The following is a 23,198-nucleotide window of genomic DNA, read 5'->3' on the forward strand; positions in this document are numbered from 1 at the left end:
CTGAACCCCCGAGCAGGCAGTGCCGGGCTCCTCTTCCCCGTCCCCCCGAGGGGGCACGGCGCTCCGAGCAACGAGTAGCGTGTTACCCATGGCTCCGATCTCCACTCCGCAGACCCCCTTCGGGCGGGTCCTCACTGCTATGGTCACGCCCTTCACGGCGGACGGCGCACTCGACCTCGACGGCGCCCAGCGGCTCGCCGCCCACCTGGTGGACGCAGGCAACGACGGCCTGGTCGTCAACGGCACCACCGGTGAGTCCCCGACCACCAGCGACGCGGAGAAAGACCAGCTCGTACGGGCTGTACTCGAAGCCGTCGGAGACCGGGCCCACGTCGTCGCCGGCATCGGCACCAACGACACCCGGCACAGCGTCGAACTCGCCCGGACCGCCGAGCGGACCGGAGCCCACGGCCTCCTCGCGGTCACCCCGTACTACAACAAGCCGCCGCAGGAGGGCCTGCTCCGGCACTTCAGCGCCATCGCGGACTCCACCGGCCTGCCGGTGATGCTCTACGACATTCCCGGCCGCAGCGGTGTGCCGATCGACACGGAGACACTCGTACGGCTCGCCGAGCACCCCCGCATCGTCGCGAACAAGGACGCCAAGGGAGACCTGGGCCGCGCCAGCTGGGCCATCGCCGAGTCCGGCCTCGCCTGGTACTCCGGCGACGACATGCTGAACCTCCCGCTGCTCTCGGTCGGCGCCGTCGGTGTGGTCTCCGTCGTCGGCCACGTCGTCACCCCGGACCTGCGCGCCCTCATCGAGGCCTACCTCGGGGGCGAGGTACAGAAGGCCACCGAGATCCACCAGAAGCTGCTCCCGGTCTTCACCGGGATGTTCCGCACCCAGGGTGTGATCACCACCAAGGCCGCTCTCACCCTGCAGGGCCTGCCCGCCGGTCCGCTGCGCCTCCCTCTGGTGGAACTCACCGCACAGGAGACGGCCCAGCTCAAGATCGATCTGGCGGCCGGCGGGGTACAGCTGTAACCACGGACTTCACAACTGAATACGCGAGGTCACTCGCAACAGAAACACCCACCTGACAACAGCAAGTGCACGAATGACATGCGCGCCACGTGCCCTCAGCGGTACGTGGCGCGCGTGGTAAGGAGAGTCTTTTGAGTCATCCGCATCCTGAACTCGGTACCCCGCCGAAGCTGCCGAAGGGCGCCCTGCGGGTCACCCCGCTCGGTGGCCTGGGCGAAATCGGCCGCAACATGACGGTCTTCGAATACGGAGGCCGCCTGCTCATCGTCGACTGCGGCGTTCTCTTCCCCGAGGAGGAGCAGCCCGGCATCGACCTGATCCTGCCGGACTTCACCACCATCAGGGACCGCCTGGACGACATCGAGGGCATCGTCCTCACGCACGGCCACGAGGACCACATCGGTGCCGTCCCCTATCTGCTCCGGCTGAAGGCGGACATCCCGCTCATCGGCTCCAAGCTGACCCTCGCGCTCATCGAGGCCAAGCTCCAGGAGCACCGGATCCGTCCCTACACCCTTGAGGTGACCGAGGGACAGCGTGAGCGCATCGGTGTCTTCGACTGCGAGTTCGTCGCGGTCAACCACTCCATCCCGGACGCCCTCGCGGTCGCCATCCGCACCCCTGCGGGCATGGCTGTCGTGACCGGCGACTTCAAGATGGACCAGCTGCCGCTGGACGGGCGCCTCACCGACCTGCACGCGTTCGCCCGGCTGAGCGAGGAGGGCATCGACCTTCTGCTCTCCGACTCGACGAACGCCGAGGTCCCCGGCTTCGTGCCGCCGGAGCGGGACATCTCCAACGTCCTGCGCACGGTGTTCGCGAACGCCCAGAAGCGCATCATCGTGGCCAGCTTCGCCAGCCACGTCCACCGCATCCAGCAGATCCTGGACGCCGCGCACGAGTACGGCCGCAGGGTCGCGTTCGTCGGCCGCTCCATGGTCCGGAACATGGGCATCGCCCGTGACCTGGGCTATCTGAAGGTGCCCGCGGGCCTGGTCGTCGATGTCAAGACGCTGGACGACCTGCCGGACGACGAGGTCGTGCTGGTCTGCACGGGTTCGCAGGGTGAGCCGATGGCCGCGCTCTCACGCATGGCCAACCGTGACCACCAGATCCGGATCGTCCCGGGCGACACCGTGATCCTGGCGTCGTCCCTGATCCCCGGCAACGAGAACGCGGTCTACCGCGTGATCAACGGCCTGACCCGCTGGGGTGCGAACGTCATCCACAAGGGCAACGCCAAGGTCCACGTCTCGGGCCACGCCTCGGCCGGCGAGCTGTTGTACTTCTACAACATCTGCAAGCCGAAGAACCTGATGCCGGTGCACGGCGAATGGCGCCACCTCAGGGCCAACGCGGAACTCGGTGCGCTGACCGGTGTGCCGAAGGACCACATCGTCATCGCCGAGGACGGCGTGGTCGTCGACCTCGTCGACGGCAAGGCCAAGATCGTCGGCAAGGTCCAGGCCGGTTACGTGTACGTCGACGGCCTCTCGGTCGGCGACGTCACGGAGACCTCCCTCAAGGACCGCCGCATCCTCGGCGACGAGGGGATCATCTCGGTCTTCATCGTGGTGGACAGCTCCTCCGGCAAGATCGTGGGCGGTCCTCACATCCAGGCCCGCGGCTCCGGCATCGACGACGGTGCGTTCACCGCCGTGGTGCCCAAGGTCGAGGAAGCCCTGAACAAGTCGGCGCAGGACGGGGTCATGGAGCCGCACCAGCTCCAGCAGCTGGTCCGTCGCACGGTGGGCAAGTGGGTTTCCGACACCTACCGCCGGCGTCCGATGATCCTTCCGGTCGTCGTCGAGGTCTGATCCGACGTCACCGGCCTGGAGCGGGGCGCCTCGATTTGCATCGTGGCGCCCCGCTCCAGTACGTTTACGGCTCCGCCTGACCGGGAAGCACCGCGCGCAGCCATGCGCCGGAGCGGACCGCACGGGGCGGGAATTCCGACTCAGAATCTCTGATAAAGTCGGATCCGCCGAAAGGCAAAGGCCGCTCCGCAGGCCGCTGGATTCAAATTCGGACCGGAAACGGAACGGAAAAGAGTCTGGTAAAGTCGGACTCGCCGGAAAGGGAAACGCGAAAGCGAAGAACTGGAAAGCGAAACCCGCTTCGATCGGGAATCGGACACGAAAGAGTCTGATAGAGTCGGAAACGCAAGAACGAAGGGAAGCGCCCGGAGGGCCCCGGTGAAACGGGACCGAAGGAAGCGTCCGTTCCTTGAGAACTCAACAGCGTGCCAAAAGTCAACGCCAGATATGTTGATACCCCGGCCTGCTTCGGCAGGTTGGTGGTTCCTTTGAAAAGTCCTGCCGGTCCTTCGGGTCTGGTAGGCAACAACAGCGAGGACGCTGTGAACGACCGGTCTTATTCCGACCTGGTCGTTCCGCTCTCGTGTTGTGATCCCGATTACGGGAAAACATTCACGGAGAGTTTGATCCTGGCTCAGGACGAACGCTGGCGGCGTGCTTAACACATGCAAGTCGAACGATGAAGCCTTTCGGGGTGGATTAGTGGCGAACGGGTGAGTAACACGTGGGCAATCTGCCCTTCACTCTGGGACAAGCCCTGGAAACGGGGTCTAATACCGGATAACACTCTGTCCCTCATGGGGCGGAGTTAAAAGCTCCGGCGGTGAAGGATGAGCCCGCGGCCTATCAGCTTGTTGGTGGGGTAATGGCCTACCAAGGCGACGACGGGTAGCCGGCCTGAGAGGGCGACCGGCCACACTGGGACTGAGACACGGCCCAGACTCCTACGGGAGGCAGCAGTGGGGAATATTGCACAATGGGCGAAAGCCTGATGCAGCGACGCCGCGTGAGGGATGACGGCCTTCGGGTTGTAAACCTCTTTCAGCAGGGAAGAAGCGAAAGTGACGGTACCTGCAGAAGAAGCGCCGGCTAACTACGTGCCAGCAGCCGCGGTAATACGTAGGGCGCAAGCGTTGTCCGGAATTATTGGGCGTAAAGAGCTCGTAGGCGGCTTGTCACGTCGGATGTGAAAGCTCGGGGCTTAACCCCGAGTCTGCATTCGATACGGGCTAGCTAGAGTGTGGTAGGGGAGATCGGAATTCCTGGTGTAGCGGTGAAATGCGCAGATATCAGGAGGAACACCGGTGGCGAAGGCGGATCTCTGGGCCATTACTGACGCTGAGGAGCGAAAGCGTGGGGAGCGAACAGGATTAGATACCCTGGTAGTCCACGCCGTAAACGTTGGGAACTAGGTGTTGGCGACATTCCACGTCGTCGGTGCCGCAGCTAACGCATTAAGTTCCCCGCCTGGGGAGTACGGCCGCAAGGCTAAAACTCAAAGGAATTGACGGGGGCCCGCACAAGCAGCGGAGCATGTGGCTTAATTCGACGCAACGCGAAGAACCTTACCAAGGCTTGACATATACCGGAAAGCATCAGAGATGGTGCCCCCCTTGTGGTCGGTATACAGGTGGTGCATGGCTGTCGTCAGCTCGTGTCGTGAGATGTTGGGTTAAGTCCCGCAACGAGCGCAACCCTTGTTCTGTGTTGCCAGCATGCCCTTCGGGGTGATGGGGACTCACAGGAGACTGCCGGGGTCAACTCGGAGGAAGGTGGGGACGACGTCAAGTCATCATGCCCCTTATGTCTTGGGCTGCACACGTGCTACAATGGCCGGTACAATGAGCTGCGATGCCGCGAGGCGGAGCGAATCTCAAAAAGCCGGTCTCAGTTCGGATTGGGGTCTGCAACTCGACCCCATGAAGTCGGAGTTGCTAGTAATCGCAGATCAGCATTGCTGCGGTGAATACGTTCCCGGGCCTTGTACACACCGCCCGTCACGTCACGAAAGTCGGTAACACCCGAAGCCGGTGGCCCAACCCCTTGTGGGAGGGAGCTGTCGAAGGTGGGACTGGCGATTGGGACGAAGTCGTAACAAGGTAGCCGTACCGGAAGGTGCGGCTGGATCACCTCCTTTCTAAGGAGCATCTAGATTCCGCAAGGAGTCCAGAGACCATTACGTCGGCAAATGTTCGACGGTGGTTGCTCATGGGTGGAACGTTGACTATTCGGCACGACAGGTTGTTTTCATGAGTACTGCTTCGGCGTGGAAAGTGAAGGGGATCGGTCGGGTCGGGCACGCTGTTGGGTATCTGAAGGTGCGGGCTTTTTTAGTCTGGATCTTCGGTTGCCGGCCCCAGTGCACTCACCTGTAAGGGTGGGGTGATGGGTGGCTGGTCGTTGTTTGAGAACTGCACAGTGGACGCGAGCATCTGTGGCCAAGTTTTTAAGGGCGCACGGTGGATGCCTTGGCACCAGGAACCGATGAAGGACGTGGGAGGCCACGATAGTCCCCGGGGAGCTGTCAACCAAGCTTTGATCCGGGGGTTTCCGAATGGGGAAACCCGGCAGTCGTCATGGGCTGTCACCCGCTGCTGAACACATAGGCAGTGTGGAGGGAACGCGGGGAAGTGAAACATCTCAGTACCCGCAGGAAGAGAAAACAACCGTGATTCCGGGAGTAGTGGCGAGCGAAACTGGATGAGGCCAAACCGTATGTGTGTGATACCCGGCAGGGGTTGCGCATACGGGGTTGTGGGATCTCTCTTTCATAGTCTGCCGGCTGTGAGACGAGTCAGAAACCGTTGGTGTAGGCGAAGGACATGCGAAAGGTCCGGCGTAGAGGGTAAGACCCCCGTAGCTGAAACATCAACGGCTCGTTTGAGAGACACCCAAGTAGCACGGGGCCCGAGAAATCCCGTGTGAATCTGGCGGGACCACCCGCTAAGCCTAAATATTCCCTGGTGACCGATAGCGGATAGTACCGTGAGGGAATGGTGAAAAGTACCGCGGGAGCGGAGTGAAATAGTACCTGAAACCGTGTGCCTACAAGCCGTGGGAGCGTCGCTGTTGTTCTTCGGAGCAACAGTCGTGACTGCGTGCCTTTTGAAGAATGAGCCTGCGAGTTAGCGGTGTGTAGCGAGGTTAACCCGTGTGGGGAAGCCGTAGCGAAAGCGAGTCCGAATAGGGCGATTGAGTTGCACGCTCTAGACCCGAAGCGGAGTGATCTAGCCATGGGCAGGTTGAAGCGGAGGTAAGACTTCGTGGAGGACCGAACCCACCAGGGTTGAAAACCTGGGGGATGACCTGTGGTTAGGGGTGAAAGGCCAATCAAACTCCGTGATAGCTGGTTCTCCCCGAAATGCATTTAGGTGCAGCGTCGTGTGTTTCTTGCCGGAGGTAGAGCACTGGATAGGCGATGGGCCCTACCGGGTTACTGACCTTAGCCAAACTCCGAATGCCGGTAAGTGAGAGCACGGCAGTGAGACTGTGGGGGATAAGCTCCATGGTCGAGAGGGAAACAGCCCAGAGCATCGACTAAGGCCCCTAAGCGTACGCTAAGTGGGAAAGGATGTGGAGTCGCAGAGACAACCAGGAGGTTGGCTTAGAAGCAGCCACCCTTGAAAGAGTGCGTAATAGCTCACTGGTCAAGTGATTCCGCGCCGACAATGTAGCGGGGCTCAAGCGTACCGCCGAAGTCGTGTCATTCATACACATATCCCCAACGGGAGTATGGATGGGTAGGGGAGCGTCGTGTGCCGGGTGAAGCAGCCGCGGAAGCGAGTTGTGGACGGTTCACGAGTGAGAATGCAGGCATGAGTAGCGATACACACGTGAGAAACGTGTGCGCCGATTGACTAAGGGTTCCTGGGTCAAGCTGATCTGCCCAGGGTAAGTCGGGACCTAAGGCGAGGCCGACAGGCGTAGTCGATGGACAACCGGTTGATATTCCGGTACCCGCTTTGAAACGCCCAATACTGAATCAGGCGATGCTAAGTCCGTGAAGCCGGCCCGATCTCTTCGGAGTTGAGGGTAGTGGTGGAGCCGATGAACCAGACTTGTATTAGGTAAGCGATGGGGTGACGCAGGAAGGTAGTCCAGCCCGGGCGGTGGTAGTTCCCGGGGTAAGGGTGTAGGCCGTGTGGTAGGTAAATCCGTCACACGTTAAGGCTGAGACCTGATGCCGAGCCGATTGTGGTGAAGTGGATGATCCTATGCTGTCGAGAAAAGCCTCTAGCGAGTTTCATGGCGGCCCGTACCCTAAACCGACTCAGGTAGTCAGGTAGAGAATACCGAGGCGTTCGGGTGAACTATGGTTAAGGAACTCGGCAAAATGCCCCCGTAACTTCGGGAGAAGGGGGGCCATCACTGGTGATTGGATTTACTCCATGAGCTGGGGGTGGCCGCAGAGACCAGCGAGAAGCGACTGTTTACTAAAAACACAGGTCCGTGCGAAGCCGTAAGGCGATGTATACGGACTGACGCCTGCCCGGTGCTGGAACGTTAAGGGGACCGGTTAGTGCACTTTCGGGTGTGCGAAGCTGAGAACTTAAGCGCCAGTAAACGGCGGTGGTAACTATAACCATCCTAAGGTAGCGAAATTCCTTGTCGGGTAAGTTCCGACCTGCACGAATGGCGTAACGACTTCTCGACTGTCTCAACCATAGGCCCGGTGAAATTGCACTACGAGTAAAGATGCTCGTTTCGCGCAGCAGGACGGAAAGACCCCGGGACCTTTACTATAGTTTGATATTGGTGTTCGGTTCGGCTTGTGTAGGATAGGTGGGAGACTTTGAAGCGGCCACGCCAGTGGTTGTGGAGTCGTCGTTGAAATACCACTCTGGTCGTGCTGGATGTCTAACCTGGGTCCGTGATCCGGATCAGGGACAGTGTCTGATGGGTAGTTTAACTGGGGCGGTTGCCTCCTAAAGAGTAACGGAGGCGCCCAAAGGTTCCCTCAGCCTGGTTGGCAATCAGGTGTTGAGTGTAAGTGCACAAGGGAGCTTGACTGTGAGACCGACGGGTCGAGCAGGGACGAAAGTCGGGACTAGTGATCCGGCAGTGGCTTGTGGAAGCGCTGTCGCTCAACGGATAAAAGGTACCCCGGGGATAACAGGCTGATCTTCCCCAAGAGTCCATATCGACGGGATGGTTTGGCACCTCGATGTCGGCTCGTCGCATCCTGGGGCTGGAGTCGGTCCCAAGGGTTGGGCTGTTCGCCCATTAAAGCGGTACGCGAGCTGGGTTTAGAACGTCGTGAGACAGTTCGGTCCCTATCCGCTGTGCGCGTAGGAATATTGAGAAGGGCTGTCCCTAGTACGAGAGGACCGGGACGGACGAACCTCTGGTGTGCCAGTTGTCCTGCCAAGGGCATGGCTGGTTGGCTACGTTCGGAAAGGATAACCGCTGAAAGCATCTAAGCGGGAAGCCTGCTTCGAGATGAGTATTCCCACCACCTTGAGTGGTTAAGGCTCCCAGTAGACGACTGGGTTGATAGGCCAGATGTGGAAGCCCGGTAACGGGTGGAGCTGACTGGTACTAATAGGCCGAGGGCTTGTCCTCAGTTGCTCGCGTCCACTGTGTTAGTTCTGAAATAACGAACGGCTGTGTTTATGTCCGGTGTTGGTTAATTTCATAGTGTTTCGGTGGTCATTGCGTTAGGGAAACGCCCGGTTACATTCCGAACCCGGAAGCTAAGCCTTTCAGCGCCGATGGTACTGCAGGGGGGACCCTGTGGGAGAGTAGGACGCCGCCGAACAATTATTCCGGGAAAGCCCCGTGCCCTTTGTGGCACGGGGCTTTTCTGCGTTCGCGACCCTGTTCACTCCCCTGCATCGCGGCGTGCGTCGCACGTCCCCGGGTGAGGGTGCGGGTGTGTTGAGGTGCCGGCGACATCGCGGCAGATTCTTCGAACAGAAGGTTTTGAGCACCCTCGGATTCAGGGTATGCTTTAGCTCGTTGCCGCAGGGCGACAGGTAACAGGCCCCAATAGCTCAGTCGGTAGAGCGTCTCCATGGTAAGGAGAAGGTCTGCGGTTCGATTCCGCATTGGGGCTCTATGAGACGAAAGGCTCCCGCCACTGGCGGGGGCCTTTCTCGTGTCCGGACACCGGAGGCTCTTGCGGGCCGATCCGAGCGAAGGTTCTTCACCGGTACCTGTGCCGGCGTGCCAACGCCTCCACATGCGCAGCAGCTGAAAACCTCTTGCGCCGTCGGCCGGGCACCCGACACCAAGCTTCGGTACGACAAGGAGCACAGGATGACGACCGTCCGGGTACATTGAACGAATTCTGCTGGACGGACCTCAAGACCCGCGACCCGGCCGACACGGTCACCTACTTCTCGAAGACACTGGACCGGAGCTTCGCGGTGGACGAGGAGGACTGGCCCAAGGCCACCAAGACAGCCATCGATGGCCACCTGGTCGGCGGTGTGAGTGACGTGGCGAACCCCGTCTACCCACCGGGAACCCCCGCCCACATCGCCTGCTACGTGGCAGTCGACGATGTCGATCACCGTGTCGAAGCGGCGACGGCGAATGGCGCTCGCCTGGCCCTTCGTCCTTTCGACGCAGGCGATCAGGGGCGCATGGCGACAATGATCGATCCGGTCGGCGCCGCCTTCTCACTGTGGCAGCCACACCACTTCACCGGGTGGAGGTTCCCGACCCGGCTGTCGGGTGCTCCCCACCGCATGGTCCTGGCCTGCGACCAGCCCGACAAAGTCCGGCACTGCTACGAGGAGACGACTGGCGCCCCTCTGATCTGCGGAGATTCCACCGTCGCACCCGGACCCGGCGCATCCACCCCGCAGTGGGCACTTGTCGTCGGCGTCGTTGATCCGGAGGGCGTCGTCGCCCGCGCACACGACCACGGCCAAGACCTGGTGACCTGGTCGGACGAGGTCGGTCGTCGTGTCGTGCGGTTGAGCAGCCCGGAGGGACCGGCCTTCCAGGTTCGCCACGTGGAGCAGTAGCTCGGTCCTCGACCACGCGGTGCCGGCCGGGGGCCGAGCCGCCACCCTCGGCCCGGGACATCCGGACCCGGCGAACCTGTGCGGTTCGCAGCACTAGAAGTTCTGCGGCTCCGGGACGCGCATCGCCAGGATCGCCATGTCGTCCGAGGCAGGCTCCGCGGCGAAACGCTCGACCGCCCGCAGGATGCGTCCCGCCACCGCGCCGGCCGTCAGGCCCGTACACATGGCGAGGACATCGGCCAGACCGTCGTCACCCAACATGCGGGCCCCCTCGCGCCGTTCGGTGACTCCGTCGGTGACGCAGAGGAGGACATCACCCGGATCGAGGGTGACCTCCTGCTCGTACAGCTCCAGGTCCTCGATGACGCCGAGCAGCGGCTGCGGTTCCGCCGCCGCCTCCACGGTGCCGTCCTGGCGCAGGCGCAGCGGGAGTGGGTGCCCCGCACACACCACCTTCAGGAGGGCACTGCCGTCCTCCTGCGGCCACAACTCCCCGTACAGGAGCGTGAGGAAGCGACTGCGGGCACCCTCGTCGAGGATGGCGGCGTTCAGCCGCTCCAGCACCGCCGGGCCACCGAAGCCCTCCCTGGCCAGCAGGCGCAGGGCATGACGGGCGAGGCCCGTGACAGCCGCGGCCTCCGGTCCCGTACCGCAGACGTCGCCGATGGCGAAGCCGTAGGCACCGTCGCGGATCGGGAACACGTCGTAGAAGTCGCCGCCGACCTCGTTGCCCTCGCCCGCCGCGCGGTAGATGACCTCGATCTCGACATTCGGCACATCGGGCAGACCCGGCGGCAGCAGGCTGCGCTGGAGGGACTGGCTGATGGCCATGCGCTCCGAGTACAGGCGGGCGTTGTCCAGGGCCAGTGCGGCCCGTCGGGACAGGTCCTCGGCCAGTTCCAGGATCTCCTGGCGGAAGTGGTCGTCGGACGGCTTCCCGAGCGTCAGCATGCCGATCACGCGGTTCCTCGCGACGAGCGGCAGAACCACCGTCTCGCCACCCACCGCGGCCGCGGTCGCCAGCGTCGTGCGGGTCGCCGCCCCCATGCTCAGAGGCGCGTCCCGGCTCAGCGTGCGCGTGGACACCCGCAGGGCCGCCTGGTGACCCGCAGCGGCCGGGGCAGGCCAGATGCGGGCGCCCGGGGCCGGGACGGGGTCAGGCGGGTCGATGGAGGACAGCAGGGCCTTCAGGCCGTCGATACGTTCCTCGTCCTCGTGCAGGACGTACGAGAGGTACGGCTCCGAGAACTGGTCGGCGATCGTGTACACGGCGCACCAGGTGGCCAGCGTGGGCACGGTCATCTGTGCCATCAGCGCCAGGGTCTGGTCCCGGTCCAGGGTGCCGGCCAGCAGGTCCGAGGCCTCGACCAGGAAGGACAGCGAACCGCGGCGCAGACGCTCCAGCTCACCGAGCCTGGCCGACTCGACGGCCAGCGCGATGCGGTCGGCCGCGAACTGGAGGCGCAGGGCCTCCTCGTTCGAATACCGCCCCGCCGCCTCCGCGGCGACACCCAGGGAGCCCGTGAGCCGGCCCTCGACCTTGAGGGGGACCGTGACGACCGAACGCATCCCCGTGTCGCTGAGCAGCGGCACGGCGCCGGGCACGGCCGTCAGGTCCTCGTGGACCGCCGGCATCCGGGCGGAACCGTAGCGACCCGTTCCCGCCTCGACGGGAACCCTGGCGAATCGCTGACGGGCCGAGGGCAGACCGGTCGTCGCCCGGACCTCCAGCTCCGTCTCGTCATCCGTGGCCAGCAGCAGGAACGCGGAGTCGGCGTCGAGCATGTCGCGCGCCCGTTCGACCGTGCGCTGCAGCAGGCCGTCGAGGTCGTCCGGGGCGGGAGAGCCGATGAACACCTCGAACGGGTCCGTCGTGCGGTTCTCGGCCGAGGAGTCGGAAACGGGGGCGCGCACCGGGCTCTGCAGCACCGCGCGCTCGTAATCACGTACGAGGAGGCAGACCGTGGACGGCTCGCCCCCGGTGTCGCGGACCCTGAGGTGCGACGCGTACACCGCGATGACGCGGCCGTCGGCGCCGCGGATGCCGTAGCTGCCCTCCCAGCGGGAGAGCTGCAGGGCGTCGGCGATACCGGTGTTCGTGCCGGGAGTGTGAGGCCAGGCCGCGATGTCCGTGAGCTGCTTGCCCGTGACCTGGTCCGCCGCGTACCCGAAGAGGAAAGCCGCGTCGTCGTTCCACGCGGCGATGGAACCCGAACTGTCGATCTGGACGACGGCCACCCGAACCCGCTCGTCGGTGACGGGGAGGAGTGCCGTGGGCAGGACCGGTCCCGCGGAACGGATGCCCACCGGGCGGTCCGGAAGATCGAGCTGGAACCAGACGTGTTTGTGCGTGGGGGAGTACTCGACACCCCAGCGCGAAGCGAGCGCCGCGCAGAGCAGCAGACCACGGCCGCCCTCCCGGTCGGGGCTGCCGAAATCCAGACCGGAGCTCTGGAGCGGGATCTCCCTCTCCGGATAGTGGTCGGCGACCTCGACGCGCACGCCCTCCTCGGTGCGCAGACACAGCACATCCGCGGCCGTGCCCGCGTGCACGACCGCATTGGTCACGAGCTCGCTGGTCAGGACGACGGCGTCATCGACGACATCGGTGTAACCCCAACCCTGGAGGGTGTCGCGGACGAAGGCGCGGGCGGTCGCGACCGAGCGTCCGACCGGATCGAAGGTGGCAGCCGCGCGCGCGGTGATCACAGCACTCCCCATATGGTGTCTCGTCGCTTCCCCGAGTCGTGTGCCCGTTTCTCGCCGCTTCGATTCGCCTGCCAGGCTAGACGCTCGCCGGGTGTCCCGGGTACACGAGGGCGGACTTGTGCGCACAGGCCCCCGGTGGTTGTGCGCGGGCGCACAACTATGGGGTCCCCGGTGAGGGAAATGAGGCAACCATCCGACCTTGCACCCCGTCCGGTTCCCGCCTGGTACGTTTCAACGATTTGACGTCCGCATGGTCACCCGTCGACGGTGTGCTGTGGCGGTGAGCCAAAGTGGAAGTGGGCAAACTTCCGACAACGGCCCGAGCGATACGGTCAACCCCTGCGGGAGGGACACGGTGGAGTCTGGCGTGGCGGCGCGGGGTTCAGGAACGCGCACAAAAGGCGGACAGCCCGTGAAGAAACAGCGCAATGGGACCATCGACGTGGACGCGGCAGCTCTGAACAGACTGCTCGCGGCTCTCGTGGCGATGCGCGACGGCAATTTCCGCAGGCGGCTCACCGTCTCGGGCGACGGCGTGCTCACGGAGATCGCGGCGGTCTTCAACGAGGTGGCCGACCGCAATCTGCATCTGACGGGCGAGCTCGCCCGGGTGCGCCGCGTGGTCGGGCGTGAGGGAAAGCTCACGGAGCGCCTGGAGACCGGTGCCTGCGAGGGATCCTGGGCAGCCGCGATCGATGCCTCCAACGAGCTCGTCGACGACCTGGCGCGCCCGGTGTCCGAGGTCGGACGGGTGCTCTCCGCCGTCGCCGACGGTGATCTCGAGCAGCGCATGGAGCTGCGGTCGCACACGGCGGACGAGACGGTACGGCCGCTGCGCGGCGAGTTCCTGAGGGTCGCCCGTACGGTCAACAACCTGGTCGACCAGCTCTCCGCGTTCACCGAGCAGGTGACCCGGGTCGCGGTCGAGGTCGGCACCGAGGGCAAGCTCGGCGGGCAGGCGCAGGTGCGTGGCATGTCCGGGTCGTGGAAAGACCTCACGGACTCCGTGAACACCATGGCGTACCGGCTGACGGCACAGGTCCGTGACATCGCCCTGGTGACGACGGCCGTCGCCAAGGGGGACCTGTCGCGGAAGGTCACCGTCCATGTGGCCGGTGAGATGCTCCAGTTGAAGAACACCGTCAACACGATGGTCGACCAGCTGTCCTCGTTCTCCTCCGAGGTGACCCGGGTCGCCCGCGAGGTGGGTACGGAGGGCGAGCTCGGCGGTCAGGCGACGGTGCCCGGAGTGGCCGGGGTCTGGAAGGACCTCACCGACTCCGTCAACACGATGGCGGGGAACCTCACCTCCCAGGTGCGCGGTATCGCGGAGGTGACGACCGCGGTCGCCAACGGAGACCTGTCCCAGAAGGTCACGGTGAGCGCGCGCGGCGAGGTCGCGCAACTCGCCGAGACGATCAACCAGATGACCGAGACACTGCGTACCTTCGCGGACGAAGTGACGCGTGTGGCCAGCGAGGTCGGCGGCGAGGGACTGCTCGGCGGCCAGGCCCAGGTGCCCGGCGCGGCCGGCACATGGAAGGACCTCACCGACTCGGTGAACACGGTCTTCCGGAACCTGACGACGCAGGTACGGGACATCGCCCAGGTGACGACGGCGGTGGCCAGCGGTGACATGACGCAGAAGGTCACGGTCGACGTGGCCGGCGAGATGCTGGAGCTGAAGAACACCGTCAACACGATGGTGGACCAGCTCCAGGCCTTCGGTTCGGAGGTGACCCGCGTCGCGCGCGAGGTCGGCGTCGAGGGCCGGCTCGGCGGGCAGGCGGAGGTGCCGGGCGCGGCGGGGACGTGGAAGGACCTCACCGACTCGGTGAACACCGCCTTCCGGAACCTGACGGGCCAGGTCCGTGACATCGCGCAGGTGACGACGGCGGTCGCCAACGGCGACCTGTCGCAGAAGGTCACGGTCGACGTGGCCGGCGAGATGCTGGAGCTGAAGAACACTGTCAACACGATGGTGGCGCAGCTGTCGAACTTCGCCGACCAGGTGACGCGGATGGCGCGTGACGTGGGTACCGAGGGCCGCCTCGGCGGCCAGGCGCGTGTCGACGGCGTCTCCGGTACGTGGAAGGAACTCACCGACTCCGTCAATTTCATGGCGGGGAACCTGACCTCCCAGGTGCGTCAGATCGCCCAGGTGACCACGGCGGTGGCGCGGGGTGACCTGTCGCAGAAGATCGACGTGGACGCCCGGGGCGAGATCCTGGAGCTGAAGAACACCATCAACACGATGGTCGACCAGCTCTCCGCGTTCGCCGACCAGGTGACCCGGGTGGCCCGCGAGGTGGGCACGGACGGGCGGCTCGGCGGTCAGGCACAGGTCCCCGGCGTGGCCGGTGTGTGGCGTGACCTGACCGACTCGGTGAACGGCATGGCGGGCAACCTCACCGCTCAGGTCCGCAACATCGCGCAGGTCGCCACGGCGGTGGCGCGGGGTGACCTGTCGCAGAAGATCGACGTGGACGCCCGGGGCGAGATCCTGGAGCTGAAGAACACCCTCAACACGATGGTCGACCAGCTGTCGAACTTCGCGGAGCAGGTGACCAGGGTCTCCCGCGAGGTGGGCACGGAGGGCATGCTCGGCGGTCAGGCGGAGGTGCAGGGCGTCTCCGGTACGTGGAAGGACCTCACCCAGTCCGTCAACGGCATGGCGAACAACCTCACCCTCCAGGTGCGCAACATCGCCGAGGTGACCACCGCGGTCGCCAAGGGTGATCTCTCCAAGAAGATCACCGTCGACGCCAAGGGCGAGATCCTCGAACTGGTGACGACGGTCAACACGATGGTCGACCAGCTGCTCAACTTCGCCGACGAGGTGACGAGGGTGGCGCGCGAGGTGGGCACGGAGGGCATCCTCGGCGGTCAGGCGCGGGTGCGCGGTGCGACGGGCATCTGGAAGGACCTCAGCGACAACGTCAACCTGATGGCCAACAACCTGACCAGTCAGGTGCGCAACATCTCCCGGGTCTCGTCCGCGGTCGCCAACGGCGATCTGACCAAGAAGGTCACCGTGGAGGCGCGCGGCGAGGTGGCCGAGCTCGCCGACACCGTCAACACGATGGTGACGACCCTTTCCTCGTTCGCGGACGAGGTCACCCGGGTGGCGCGCGAGGTGGGCACCGAGGGCGAACTGGGCGGCCAGGCACGGGTTCCCGGAGTTTCCGGCACCTGGAAGGACCTCACCGAGTCGGTGAACTCGATGGCGTCCAACCTGACCGGTCAGGTGCGCCAGATCGCCACGGTCACCACGGCCATCGCCAAGGGCGACCTCACCAAGAAGATCGACATCGACGCACGCGGCGAGATCCTGGAGCTGAAGAACACCATCAACACGATGGTGGCGCAGCTGTCGAACTTCGCCGACCAGGTGACCCGGGTGGCCCGCGAGGTGGGCACCGAGGGGCAGCTGGGCGGCCAGGCGCGGGTGCGGGACGTCGACGGGACCTGGCGCGACCTCACCGAGTCGGTGAACGAGATGGCCGGGAACCTGACCCGTCAGGTGCGCGCCATCGCCGCGGTGGCCACCGCGGTGACCCGGGGCGATCTCAACCTCAAGATCGACGTCGACGCGGCCGGCGAGATCCAGGTGCTGCAGGACAACATCAATACGATGATCGCCAACCTGCGCGACACCACCCTGACCAACAAGGAACAGGACTGGCTCAAGGGCAACCTCGCCCGGATCTCCGGTCTGATGCAGGGCCGCCGTGACCTGGACGACGTCGCCTCGCTGATCATGAGCGAGCTGACCCCCGTCGTCTCGGCCCAGCACGGAGCGTTCTTCCTGGCCATGACGACGGGCGACACCGACGAGGTGGGAGCCGAAGGCGGCAAGGACAGCTCGTACGAGCTGCGCATGCGGGGCAGTTACGGCTACTCCGCGGGCTCCATGCCGACCTCCTTCCGGCCCGGCGAGACGCTCATCGGCACGGCGGCCGAGGAGAAGCGGACCATCCAGGTGGACAACGTGCCGCCGGGATACCTGAAGATCTCCTCCGGGCTCGGCGAGGCGCCGCCCGCGCATGTGATCGTGCTGCCGGTGCTCTTCGAGGGCAAGGTCCTCGGTGTGATCGAACTGGCCTCGTTCCAGCCGTTCACGCACATCCAGCGGGACTTCCTCAACCAGCTCGCCGAGATGATCGCGACGAGCGTCAACACCATCAGCGTCAACACCAAGACCGAGAAGCTCCTGGAGCAGTCCCAGGAGCTCACCGAACAGCTGCGTGACCGCTCCCAGGAGCTGGAGAACCGGCAGAAGGCACTCCAGGCCTCCAATGCCGAGCTGGAGGAGAAGGCCGAGCTGCTGGCGCAGCAGAACCGCGACATCGAGGTGAAGAACACCGAGATCGAGGAGGCCCGGCAGGTCCTGGAGGAACGCGCCGAACAGCTCGCGGTCTCGATGCGCTACAAGTCCGAGTTCCTGGCGAACATGTCGCACGAGCTGCGTACGCCGCTCAACTCGCTGCTCATCCTGGCCAAGCTGCTCGCGGACAACGCGGAGGGCAACCTCTCGCCCAAGCAGGTGGAGTTCGCCGAGACGATCCACGGGGCGGGTTCCGACCTGCTCCAGCTGATCAACGACATCCTCGACCTGTCCAAGGTCGAGGCGGGCAAGATGGACGTCAGCCCGACGCGGATCGCGCTGGTCCAGCTGGTCGACTACGTGGAGGCGACGTTCCGGCCGCTCACCGCGGAGAAGGGCCTCGACTTCTCCGTACGGGTGTCCCCGGAGCTGCCCGCCACGCTGCACACGGACGAGCAGCGGCTGCTCCAGGTGCTGCGCAACCTGCTGTCCAACGCGGTGAAGTTCACCGACACCGGCGCGGTGGAGCTGGTGATCCGGCCGGCCGGCGCCGATGTGCCCAACGCCATCAGGGAGCATCTGCTGGAGGCCGGTTCGCTGCGTGACGCCGACGGTGACCTGATCGCCTTCTCGGTCACCGACACCGGGATCGGCATCGCGTCCAGCAAGATGCTGGTGATCTTCGAGGCGTTCAAGCAGGCGGACGGCACGACCAGTCGCAAATACGGGGGCACGGGACTCGGCCTCTCCATCAGCCGGGAGATCGCCCGCCTGCTGGGCGGCGAGATCCACGCGGCCAGCGAACCGGGACGGGGCTCGACGTTCACGCTGTACCTGCCGCTGCACCCTAGCGAGCTGCCGCCGCAGGGCTACCCGCAGATGGGGCCCGGTCCCATCGAGTTCCGCAGCGGTTCCACCGAGGACTCCCCGCAGTTGGAGTCCTCGCAGCGGACCGGCTCCGAGCCGCCCCTGGGCGATCCGGCCAACTCCGCCGGGATCTTCCGGCGCCGCCGCAAGGCCCTGGGCACTGCGGCGCAGCGCCCTGCCCTGGCGGACGGCAGGGCAGGGCAGGAGACCGCGGCGCCCCAGGAGTGGGTGCAGGGCGCGCAGGACGAGCAGGAGCCCCGCAGGACGTTCCGCTTCCACGGGGAGAAGGTGCTGATCGTCGACGACGACATCCGTAACGTCTTCGCCCTCACGAGCGTGCTGGAGCAGCACGGACTGTCGGTGCTGTACGCGGAGAACGGGCGTGAGGGCATCGAAGTCCTGGAGCAGCACGACGATGTGACGATCGTACTGATGGACATCATGATGCCCGAGATGGACGGCTACGCCACGACGACGGCGATCCGGCGGATGCCCCAGTTCGCGGGACTCCCGATCGTCGCGCTCACCGCGAAGGCGATGAAGGGCGACCGGGAGAAGGCGATCGACTGCGGTGCCTCCGACTACGTCACCAAGCCGGTCGATTCCGATCATCTGTTGTCAGTGATGGAGAACTGGATGCGCGGAGAGTGACCGGGCGGGCGGCGCCCGGTCGGTCGTCGTCGACCGGTGTGCCCGAAAGGGTGTGAGTGCGCGGAATCCGGGGAACCTTCTGGTCTCGCGCCGCGTTTCCGCTACGTGCACAGTGACATCGCGGTGACAGGGTGTGGTGACAGGCGGGGTGCGGCTACCATGACCGGCACAAGGACGGACGGCGTAAGGGAGTCGTCCCCTGGGGCGGCACCCGGTGCGATTCCGGGGCGAGGAGGGCGGGCCATGATGCAGAAGGCCAAGATCCTCCTGGTCGATGACCGGCCGGAGAATCTGCTCGCGCTGGAGGCCATCCTCTCCGCGCTCGATCAGACACTGGTCCGGGCATCGTCAGGGGAGGAGGCGCTCAAAGCGCTGCTCACGGACGACTTCGCGGTCATTCTGCTGGACGTTCAGATGCCCGGCATGGACGGTTTCGAGACGGCCGCGCACATCAAGCGGCGGGAGCGGACCCGGGACATCCCGATCATCTTCCTCACCGCGATCAACCACGGTCCGCACCACACCTTCCGGGGTTATGCGGCAGGTGCGGTGGACTACATCTCGAAGCCCTTCGACCCCTGGGTGCTGCGCGCCAAGGTCTCGGTCTTCGTCGAGCTGTACACGAAGAACTGTCAGCTGCGTGAACAGGCGGCGCTGCTGCGGCTCCAGCTCGAAGGCGGTACACACACCGGCTCGGACGAGAAGGAGCCGGCGAGTCTGCTCGCGGAGCTCTCGGCACGGCTCGCCGCGGTCGAGGAGCAGGCGGAGGCGCTCTCCAAACAGCTGGACGACGAATCGGCGGACGCCGCGGCCGTGGCGACCGCGGCCCACCTTGAACGCAAGCTCACCGGACTGCGCCGCGCGCTCGACGCGCTGGAGCCCGGTACGGGCGGTTCCGCGGTCGTCCTGCCCTCGCAGAACTGAGCCGCGGCGGTTGAGACCGCGTCAGTTCGGCGCCCGTACAAGGCGACACGGACGGGTGAAGGCGTAGGCACACGTGTCCACCGCCGTCGGCACCGGTAACCTCAGTCACATGGCCTCACGTACGTCCGGCAAGGGTTCCCAGGGCACGGCGGGCACCGCGAAGCGCGCCGGCCGTGCCCAGGGACCGGCGAAGAAAGCCGCGCCCGCGAAGAAGACCGCGGCGAAGAAGACCGCGCCCGCGAAGAAGGCACCCGCCAAGAAGACGGCGGCCAGGAAGCCCGCGCCCAAACCCGCACCGTCCCCCACCGGGGGCGTCTACCGCCTGGTGCGGGCCCTCTGGCTGGGGACGGCACACGGCGTGGGTGCGGTGTTCCGCTCCATAGGGCGCGGAGCGAAGGGCCTCGATCCCGCGCACCGCAAGGACGGTCTCGCGCTGCTGCTCCTCGGCCTCGGACTGGTCGTCGCGGCGGGCACCTGGTCACACCTCCAGGGACCTGTCGGCGATCTCGTCGAGATGCTGGTCACCGGAGCGTTCGGCAGGCTCGATCTGCTCGTGCCGATACTGCTGGGTGCCGTCGCCGTCCGGCTGATCCTCTATCCGGAGAAGCCCGAGGCCAACGGCCGTATCGTCATCGGGCTTTCCGCCCTCGTCATCGGGGTGCTCGGCCAGGTCCACATCGCCTGCGGGTCGCCCGGCCGCGAGGACGGCACCGACGCCATGCAGGACGCCGGCGGGCTGATCGGCTGGGCGGCCTCCAAGCCGCTCGTCTTCACGATGGGCGAGGTGCTCGCCGTCCCGCTGCTCCTGCTGCTGACGGTCTTCGGGCTTCTCGTCGTCACGGCCACCCCGGTCAACGCCATTCCCCAGCGGCTGCGGCAGCTCGGTGTGCGGCTCGGCATCGTCGACCCGGCACCCGAGCCCGGGGACGACGACAGCGACGACGAGCGCTACGACGAGCAGTGGCGCGACGCGCTGCCCGAGGGCTCGCGGCGGTCCGCGGCCCGTCGGCCGGGGAGCGACGACGTGTACGACGCGGACCTGGCCGAAGGAGAGGCACTGGCCAGGCGCCGCCGGCCGCGCAGGCCATCCGCCCAGCCCGCGATGAACCGCACCATGGACGCCGTGGACGTGGCGGCAGCCGCCGCGGCCGCCCTCGACGGGGCGGTGCTCAACGGCATGCCGCCGTCGCCGGTCGTCGCCGACCTGACGCAGGGCGTCTCCGCCGACCGGGAGCGGAGCGGGTCACCGGTGCCCGGGGCGAGGACGGCCGAGAAGGCCACCCCGGGCGACCGGGACGCCGGGAAGTCGGCGTCCGGCGGCGTGCCCGACCTGACCAAGCCCGCCCCCGAGCGTTCCCAGCCGCTGCCGGCCCGCGCCGAGCAGCTCCAGCTCTCCGGCGACATCACCTACGCCCTGCCGTCCCTCGACCTGCTGGAGCGCGGCGGGCCCGGCAAGACGCGCAGCGCGGCCAACGACGTGGTCGTCGCCTCGCTGACGAACGTCTTCACCGAGTTCAAGGTCGACGCGGCCGTCACCGGCTTCACCCGCGGCCCGACGGTCACGCGGTACGAGGTGGAGCTCGGGCCGGCCGTCAAGGTCGAGCGGATCACCGCCCTGACCAAGAACATCGCGTACGCCGTCGCCAGTCCGGACGTACGGATCATCTCTCCGATCCCGGGCAAGTCCGCGGTCGGTATCGAGATCCCCAACTCCGACCGGGAGATGGTCAATCTCGGCGACGTCCTGCGCCTCGCGGACGCGGCGGAGGACGACCACCCGATGCTGGTGGCGCTCGGCAAGAACGTCGAGGGCGGCTACGAGATGGCCAACCTGGCGAAGATGCCGCACGTCCTGGTCGCGGGCGCGACCGGTTCCGGCAAGTCCTCGTGCATCAACTGCCTGATCACCTCGGTCATGGTGCGGGCGACCCCGGAGGACGTGCGGATGGTGCTCGTCGACCCCAAGCGCGTCGAGCTCACCGCGTACGAAGGCATCCCGCACCTGATCACGCCGATCATCACCAACCCGAAGAAGGCCGCCGAGGCCCTCCAGTGGGTCGTACGGGAGATGGACCTGCGCTACGACGACCTCGCGGCGTTCGGGTACCGGCACATCGACGACTTCAACCACGCCGTGCGCAGCGGCAAGGCCAAGGCCCCCGAAGGCAGCGAGCGGGAGCTCAGCCCCTACCCGTACCTGCTGGTCATCGTCGACGAGCTCGCGGACCTGATGATGGTCGCGCCGCGCGACGTCGAGGACTCCATCGTCCGCATCACCCAGCTGGCGCGGGCCGCGGGCATCCACCTGGTGCTGGCCACGCAGCGTCCCTCGGTCGACGTCGTGACCGGTCTGATCAAGGCCAACGTGCCGTCCCGGCTGGCCTTCGCGACGTCCTCGCTCGCCGACAGCCGCGTCATCCTCGACCAGCCCGGCGCCGAGAAGCTCATCGGAAAGGGTGACGGGCTGTTCCTGCCGATGGGGGCGAACAAGCCGACCCGTATGCAGGGGGCGTTCGTCACCGAGGACGAGGTCGCGGCGATCGTCCAGCACTGCAAGGATCAGATGGCCCCGGTCTTCCGCGAGGACGTGGTCGTCGGCACCAAGCAGAAGAAGGAGATCGACGAGGACATCGGTGACGACCTCGATCTGCTCTGCCAGGCGGCGGAGCTCGTCGTCTCCACCCAGTTCGGCTCGACGTCCATGCTCCAGCGCAAGCTCCGGGTCGGCTTCGCGAAGGCGGGCCGACTCATGGACCTGATGGAATCGCGCAACATCGTCGGCCCCAGCGAGGGCTCCAAGGCGCGCGACGTCCTGGTGAAACCGGACGAACTCGACGGGGTGTTGGCAGTGATTCGTGGGGAAACCGCTTCGTAAGATTTTTTTGCGGGCAACCGTTTCGCCCGGTCGTACGTCAAGTTGAAGGGAGGAGCAGTGGGATGATCGGTTCCGCACTCCGTCCCCTGCCCTGCCCGAGGGGCTGTCCGGCGAACCCGATGGCGTACAAAGTCGTCCCTCCCGGTTGCCCCACCCTTTCGTACCACCCCTAGACTGAACATCCAGCAGGTGGCTCACGCTCGAAAGGCGCCCCCGTGTCCATCGGCAACTCCCCCGAAGACGACCGGCCTTCGATCGGTCGCGCTCTCCAGCAGGCTCGTATCGCCGCAGGTCTGACGGTCGAGGAAGTCAGCAGCTCCACCCGGGTGCGCATCCCCATCGTGCACGCGATCGAGACGGACGACTTCTCCCGCTGCGGCGGCGACGTGTACGCACGCGGACACATCCGCATGCTCGCCCGCGCCGTCCTGCTCGACCCGGATCCGCTGATCGCGCAGTTCGACGCCGAACACGGCGGCCGTCCTGCGCCCACTCCCGCGGCGCCGCTGTTCGAGGCGGAACGGATCCGTTCCGAACCCCGTCGGCCGAACTGGACCGCGGCCATGGTCGCGGCGATCGTCGCCGTGGTCGGCTTCGTCGGTTTCACGCTGTTCAACGGCACCGACGACGACTCCGGCGCGACCCAGGTCGCCGAAGGCTCGACACCCGACAAGACCACCCCCAAGCCCACCGCCACCAAGCCGGCCGACCCCAAGCCCGTGCCCTCCGAAAGCGCCATCGCCGCCGCCCCGCGCGACAAGGTGACGGTGAAGCTGAGCGCCACCGAGGGCAAGAGCTGGATCTCCGCCAAGGACCACAACGGACGGCTGCTCTTCGACGGGCTGCTGCTCCAGGGCGACTCCAAGACCTTCCAGGACAAGGAGCGGGTCGACCTCGTCCTCGGTGACGCCGGAGCCATCGAGCTCTTCGTCAACGGCAAGAAGGTCGAAGACCGGTTCGAGCCGGGACAGGTCGAACGCCTCTCGTACACGAAGGGCGACCCCGAGGTCGGCTGACCTCGCGTCCCAGGCATCTCTTTTCGGTGAGCGTCCGGCGGCCCTGCCGG

At 65.7% G+C, this 23,198-nt stretch carries 8 protein-coding genes, 1 tRNA gene and 3 rRNA genes; 11 read left to right on the top strand and 1 reads right to left on the bottom strand.

From position 1 onward, the window contains the following. Nucleotides 1-88: 88 nt before the first annotated feature. From dapA to OG524_RS27050, 7 genes are all read left to right on the top strand, one after another. Nucleotides 89-988: a 4-hydroxy-tetrahydrodipicolinate synthase gene (gene dapA / locus OG524_RS27020; protein WP_405811811.1), complete on the top strand. Its 900-nt coding sequence runs from the start codon at nucleotides 89-91 to the stop codon at nucleotides 986-988. A gap of 131 nt (nucleotides 989-1,119) precedes the next feature. Next, nucleotides 1,120-2,805, top strand: coding sequence for a ribonuclease J (locus OG524_RS27025; RefSeq protein WP_405388268.1), 1,686 nt, complete (start codon nucleotides 1,120-1,122; stop codon nucleotides 2,803-2,805). A gap of 611 nt (nucleotides 2,806-3,416) precedes the next feature. After that, nucleotides 3,417-4,942: ribosomal RNA gene (locus tag OG524_RS27030) — 16S ribosomal RNA — on the top strand. 299 nt (nucleotides 4,943-5,241) lie between these two features. Further along, nucleotides 5,242-8,367, top strand: a 23S ribosomal RNA gene (locus tag OG524_RS27035). Between the two features lie 79 nt (nucleotides 8,368-8,446). Then, nucleotides 8,447-8,563 (top strand): 5S ribosomal RNA (gene rrf / locus OG524_RS27040). Together the 16S, 23S and 5S rRNA genes with 1 tRNA gene alongside form the textbook arrangement of a ribosomal RNA operon. Before the next feature lie 224 nt (nucleotides 8,564-8,787). Continuing rightward, a tRNA-Thr gene (locus OG524_RS27045) sits at nucleotides 8,788-8,860 on the top strand. Between the two features lie 223 nt (nucleotides 8,861-9,083). Then, a complete protein-coding gene (locus tag OG524_RS27050; RefSeq protein WP_405811812.1) occupies nucleotides 9,084-9,779 on the top strand; it encodes a VOC family protein in 696 nt (231 codons plus the stop codon). A 93-nt stretch (nucleotides 9,780-9,872) separates the two neighbouring features. Here the strand turns inward: OG524_RS27050 and OG524_RS27055 are convergent, their stop codons facing one another. Beyond that, nucleotides 9,873-12,488: a SpoIIE family protein phosphatase gene (locus OG524_RS27055; protein WP_405388266.1), complete on the bottom strand. Its 2,616-nt coding sequence runs from the start codon at nucleotides 12,486-12,488 to the stop codon at nucleotides 9,873-9,875. A gap of 412 nt (nucleotides 12,489-12,900) precedes the next feature. On the opposite strand from OG524_RS27055, the gene OG524_RS27060 reads away from it, so the two are divergent. The 4 genes from OG524_RS27060 (at nucleotide 12,901) to OG524_RS27075 (ending at nucleotide 23,148) form a co-directional block, all read left to right on the top strand. Next, a complete protein-coding gene (locus OG524_RS27060; protein ID WP_405388265.1) occupies nucleotides 12,901-18,333 on the top strand; it encodes a HAMP domain-containing protein in 5,433 nt (1,810 codons plus the stop codon). Nucleotides 18,334-18,576: 243 nt separating this feature from the next. Continuing rightward, the gene (locus tag OG524_RS27065; protein WP_405388264.1) at nucleotides 18,577-19,257 is read left to right on the top strand and encodes a two-component system response regulator; all 681 of its coding nucleotides are present in this window, start codon (nucleotides 18,577-18,579) and stop codon (nucleotides 19,255-19,257) included. A 109-nt stretch (nucleotides 19,258-19,366) separates the two neighbouring features. Continuing rightward, nucleotides 19,367-22,132 carry a DNA translocase FtsK gene (locus tag OG524_RS27070; protein WP_405811813.1) on the top strand — a complete coding sequence of 922 codons (2,766 nt, stop codon included), beginning with the start codon at nucleotides 19,367-19,369 and terminating at the stop codon, nucleotides 22,130-22,132. A 215-nt stretch (nucleotides 22,133-22,347) separates the two neighbouring features. After that, the gene (locus tag OG524_RS27075) at nucleotides 22,348-23,148 is read left to right on the top strand and encodes a helix-turn-helix domain-containing protein (RefSeq protein ID WP_405388262.1); all 801 of its coding nucleotides are present in this window, start codon (nucleotides 22,348-22,350) and stop codon (nucleotides 23,146-23,148) included. Nucleotides 23,149-23,198: the final 50 nt, after the last annotated feature.

It is taken from the genome of Streptomyces sp. NBC_01520 (genome assembly GCF_045040375.1).
Classification (GTDB): Bacteria; Actinomycetota; Actinomycetes; order Streptomycetales; family Streptomycetaceae; genus Streptomyces.

Excerpts from the sequence above, each read along its gene's own strand:
- dapA (WP_405811811.1), top strand. The coding sequence starts at position 89 with ATGGCTCCGATCTCCACTCCGCAGACCCCCTTCGGGCGGGTCCTCACT.
- OG524_RS27065 (WP_405388264.1), top strand. The coding sequence starts at position 18,577 with ATGATGCAGAAGGCCAAGATCCTCCTGGTCGATGACCGGCCGGAGAAT.
- OG524_RS27070 (WP_405811813.1), top strand. The coding sequence starts at position 19,367 with ATGGCCTCACGTACGTCCGGCAAGGGTTCCCAGGGCACGGCGGGCACC.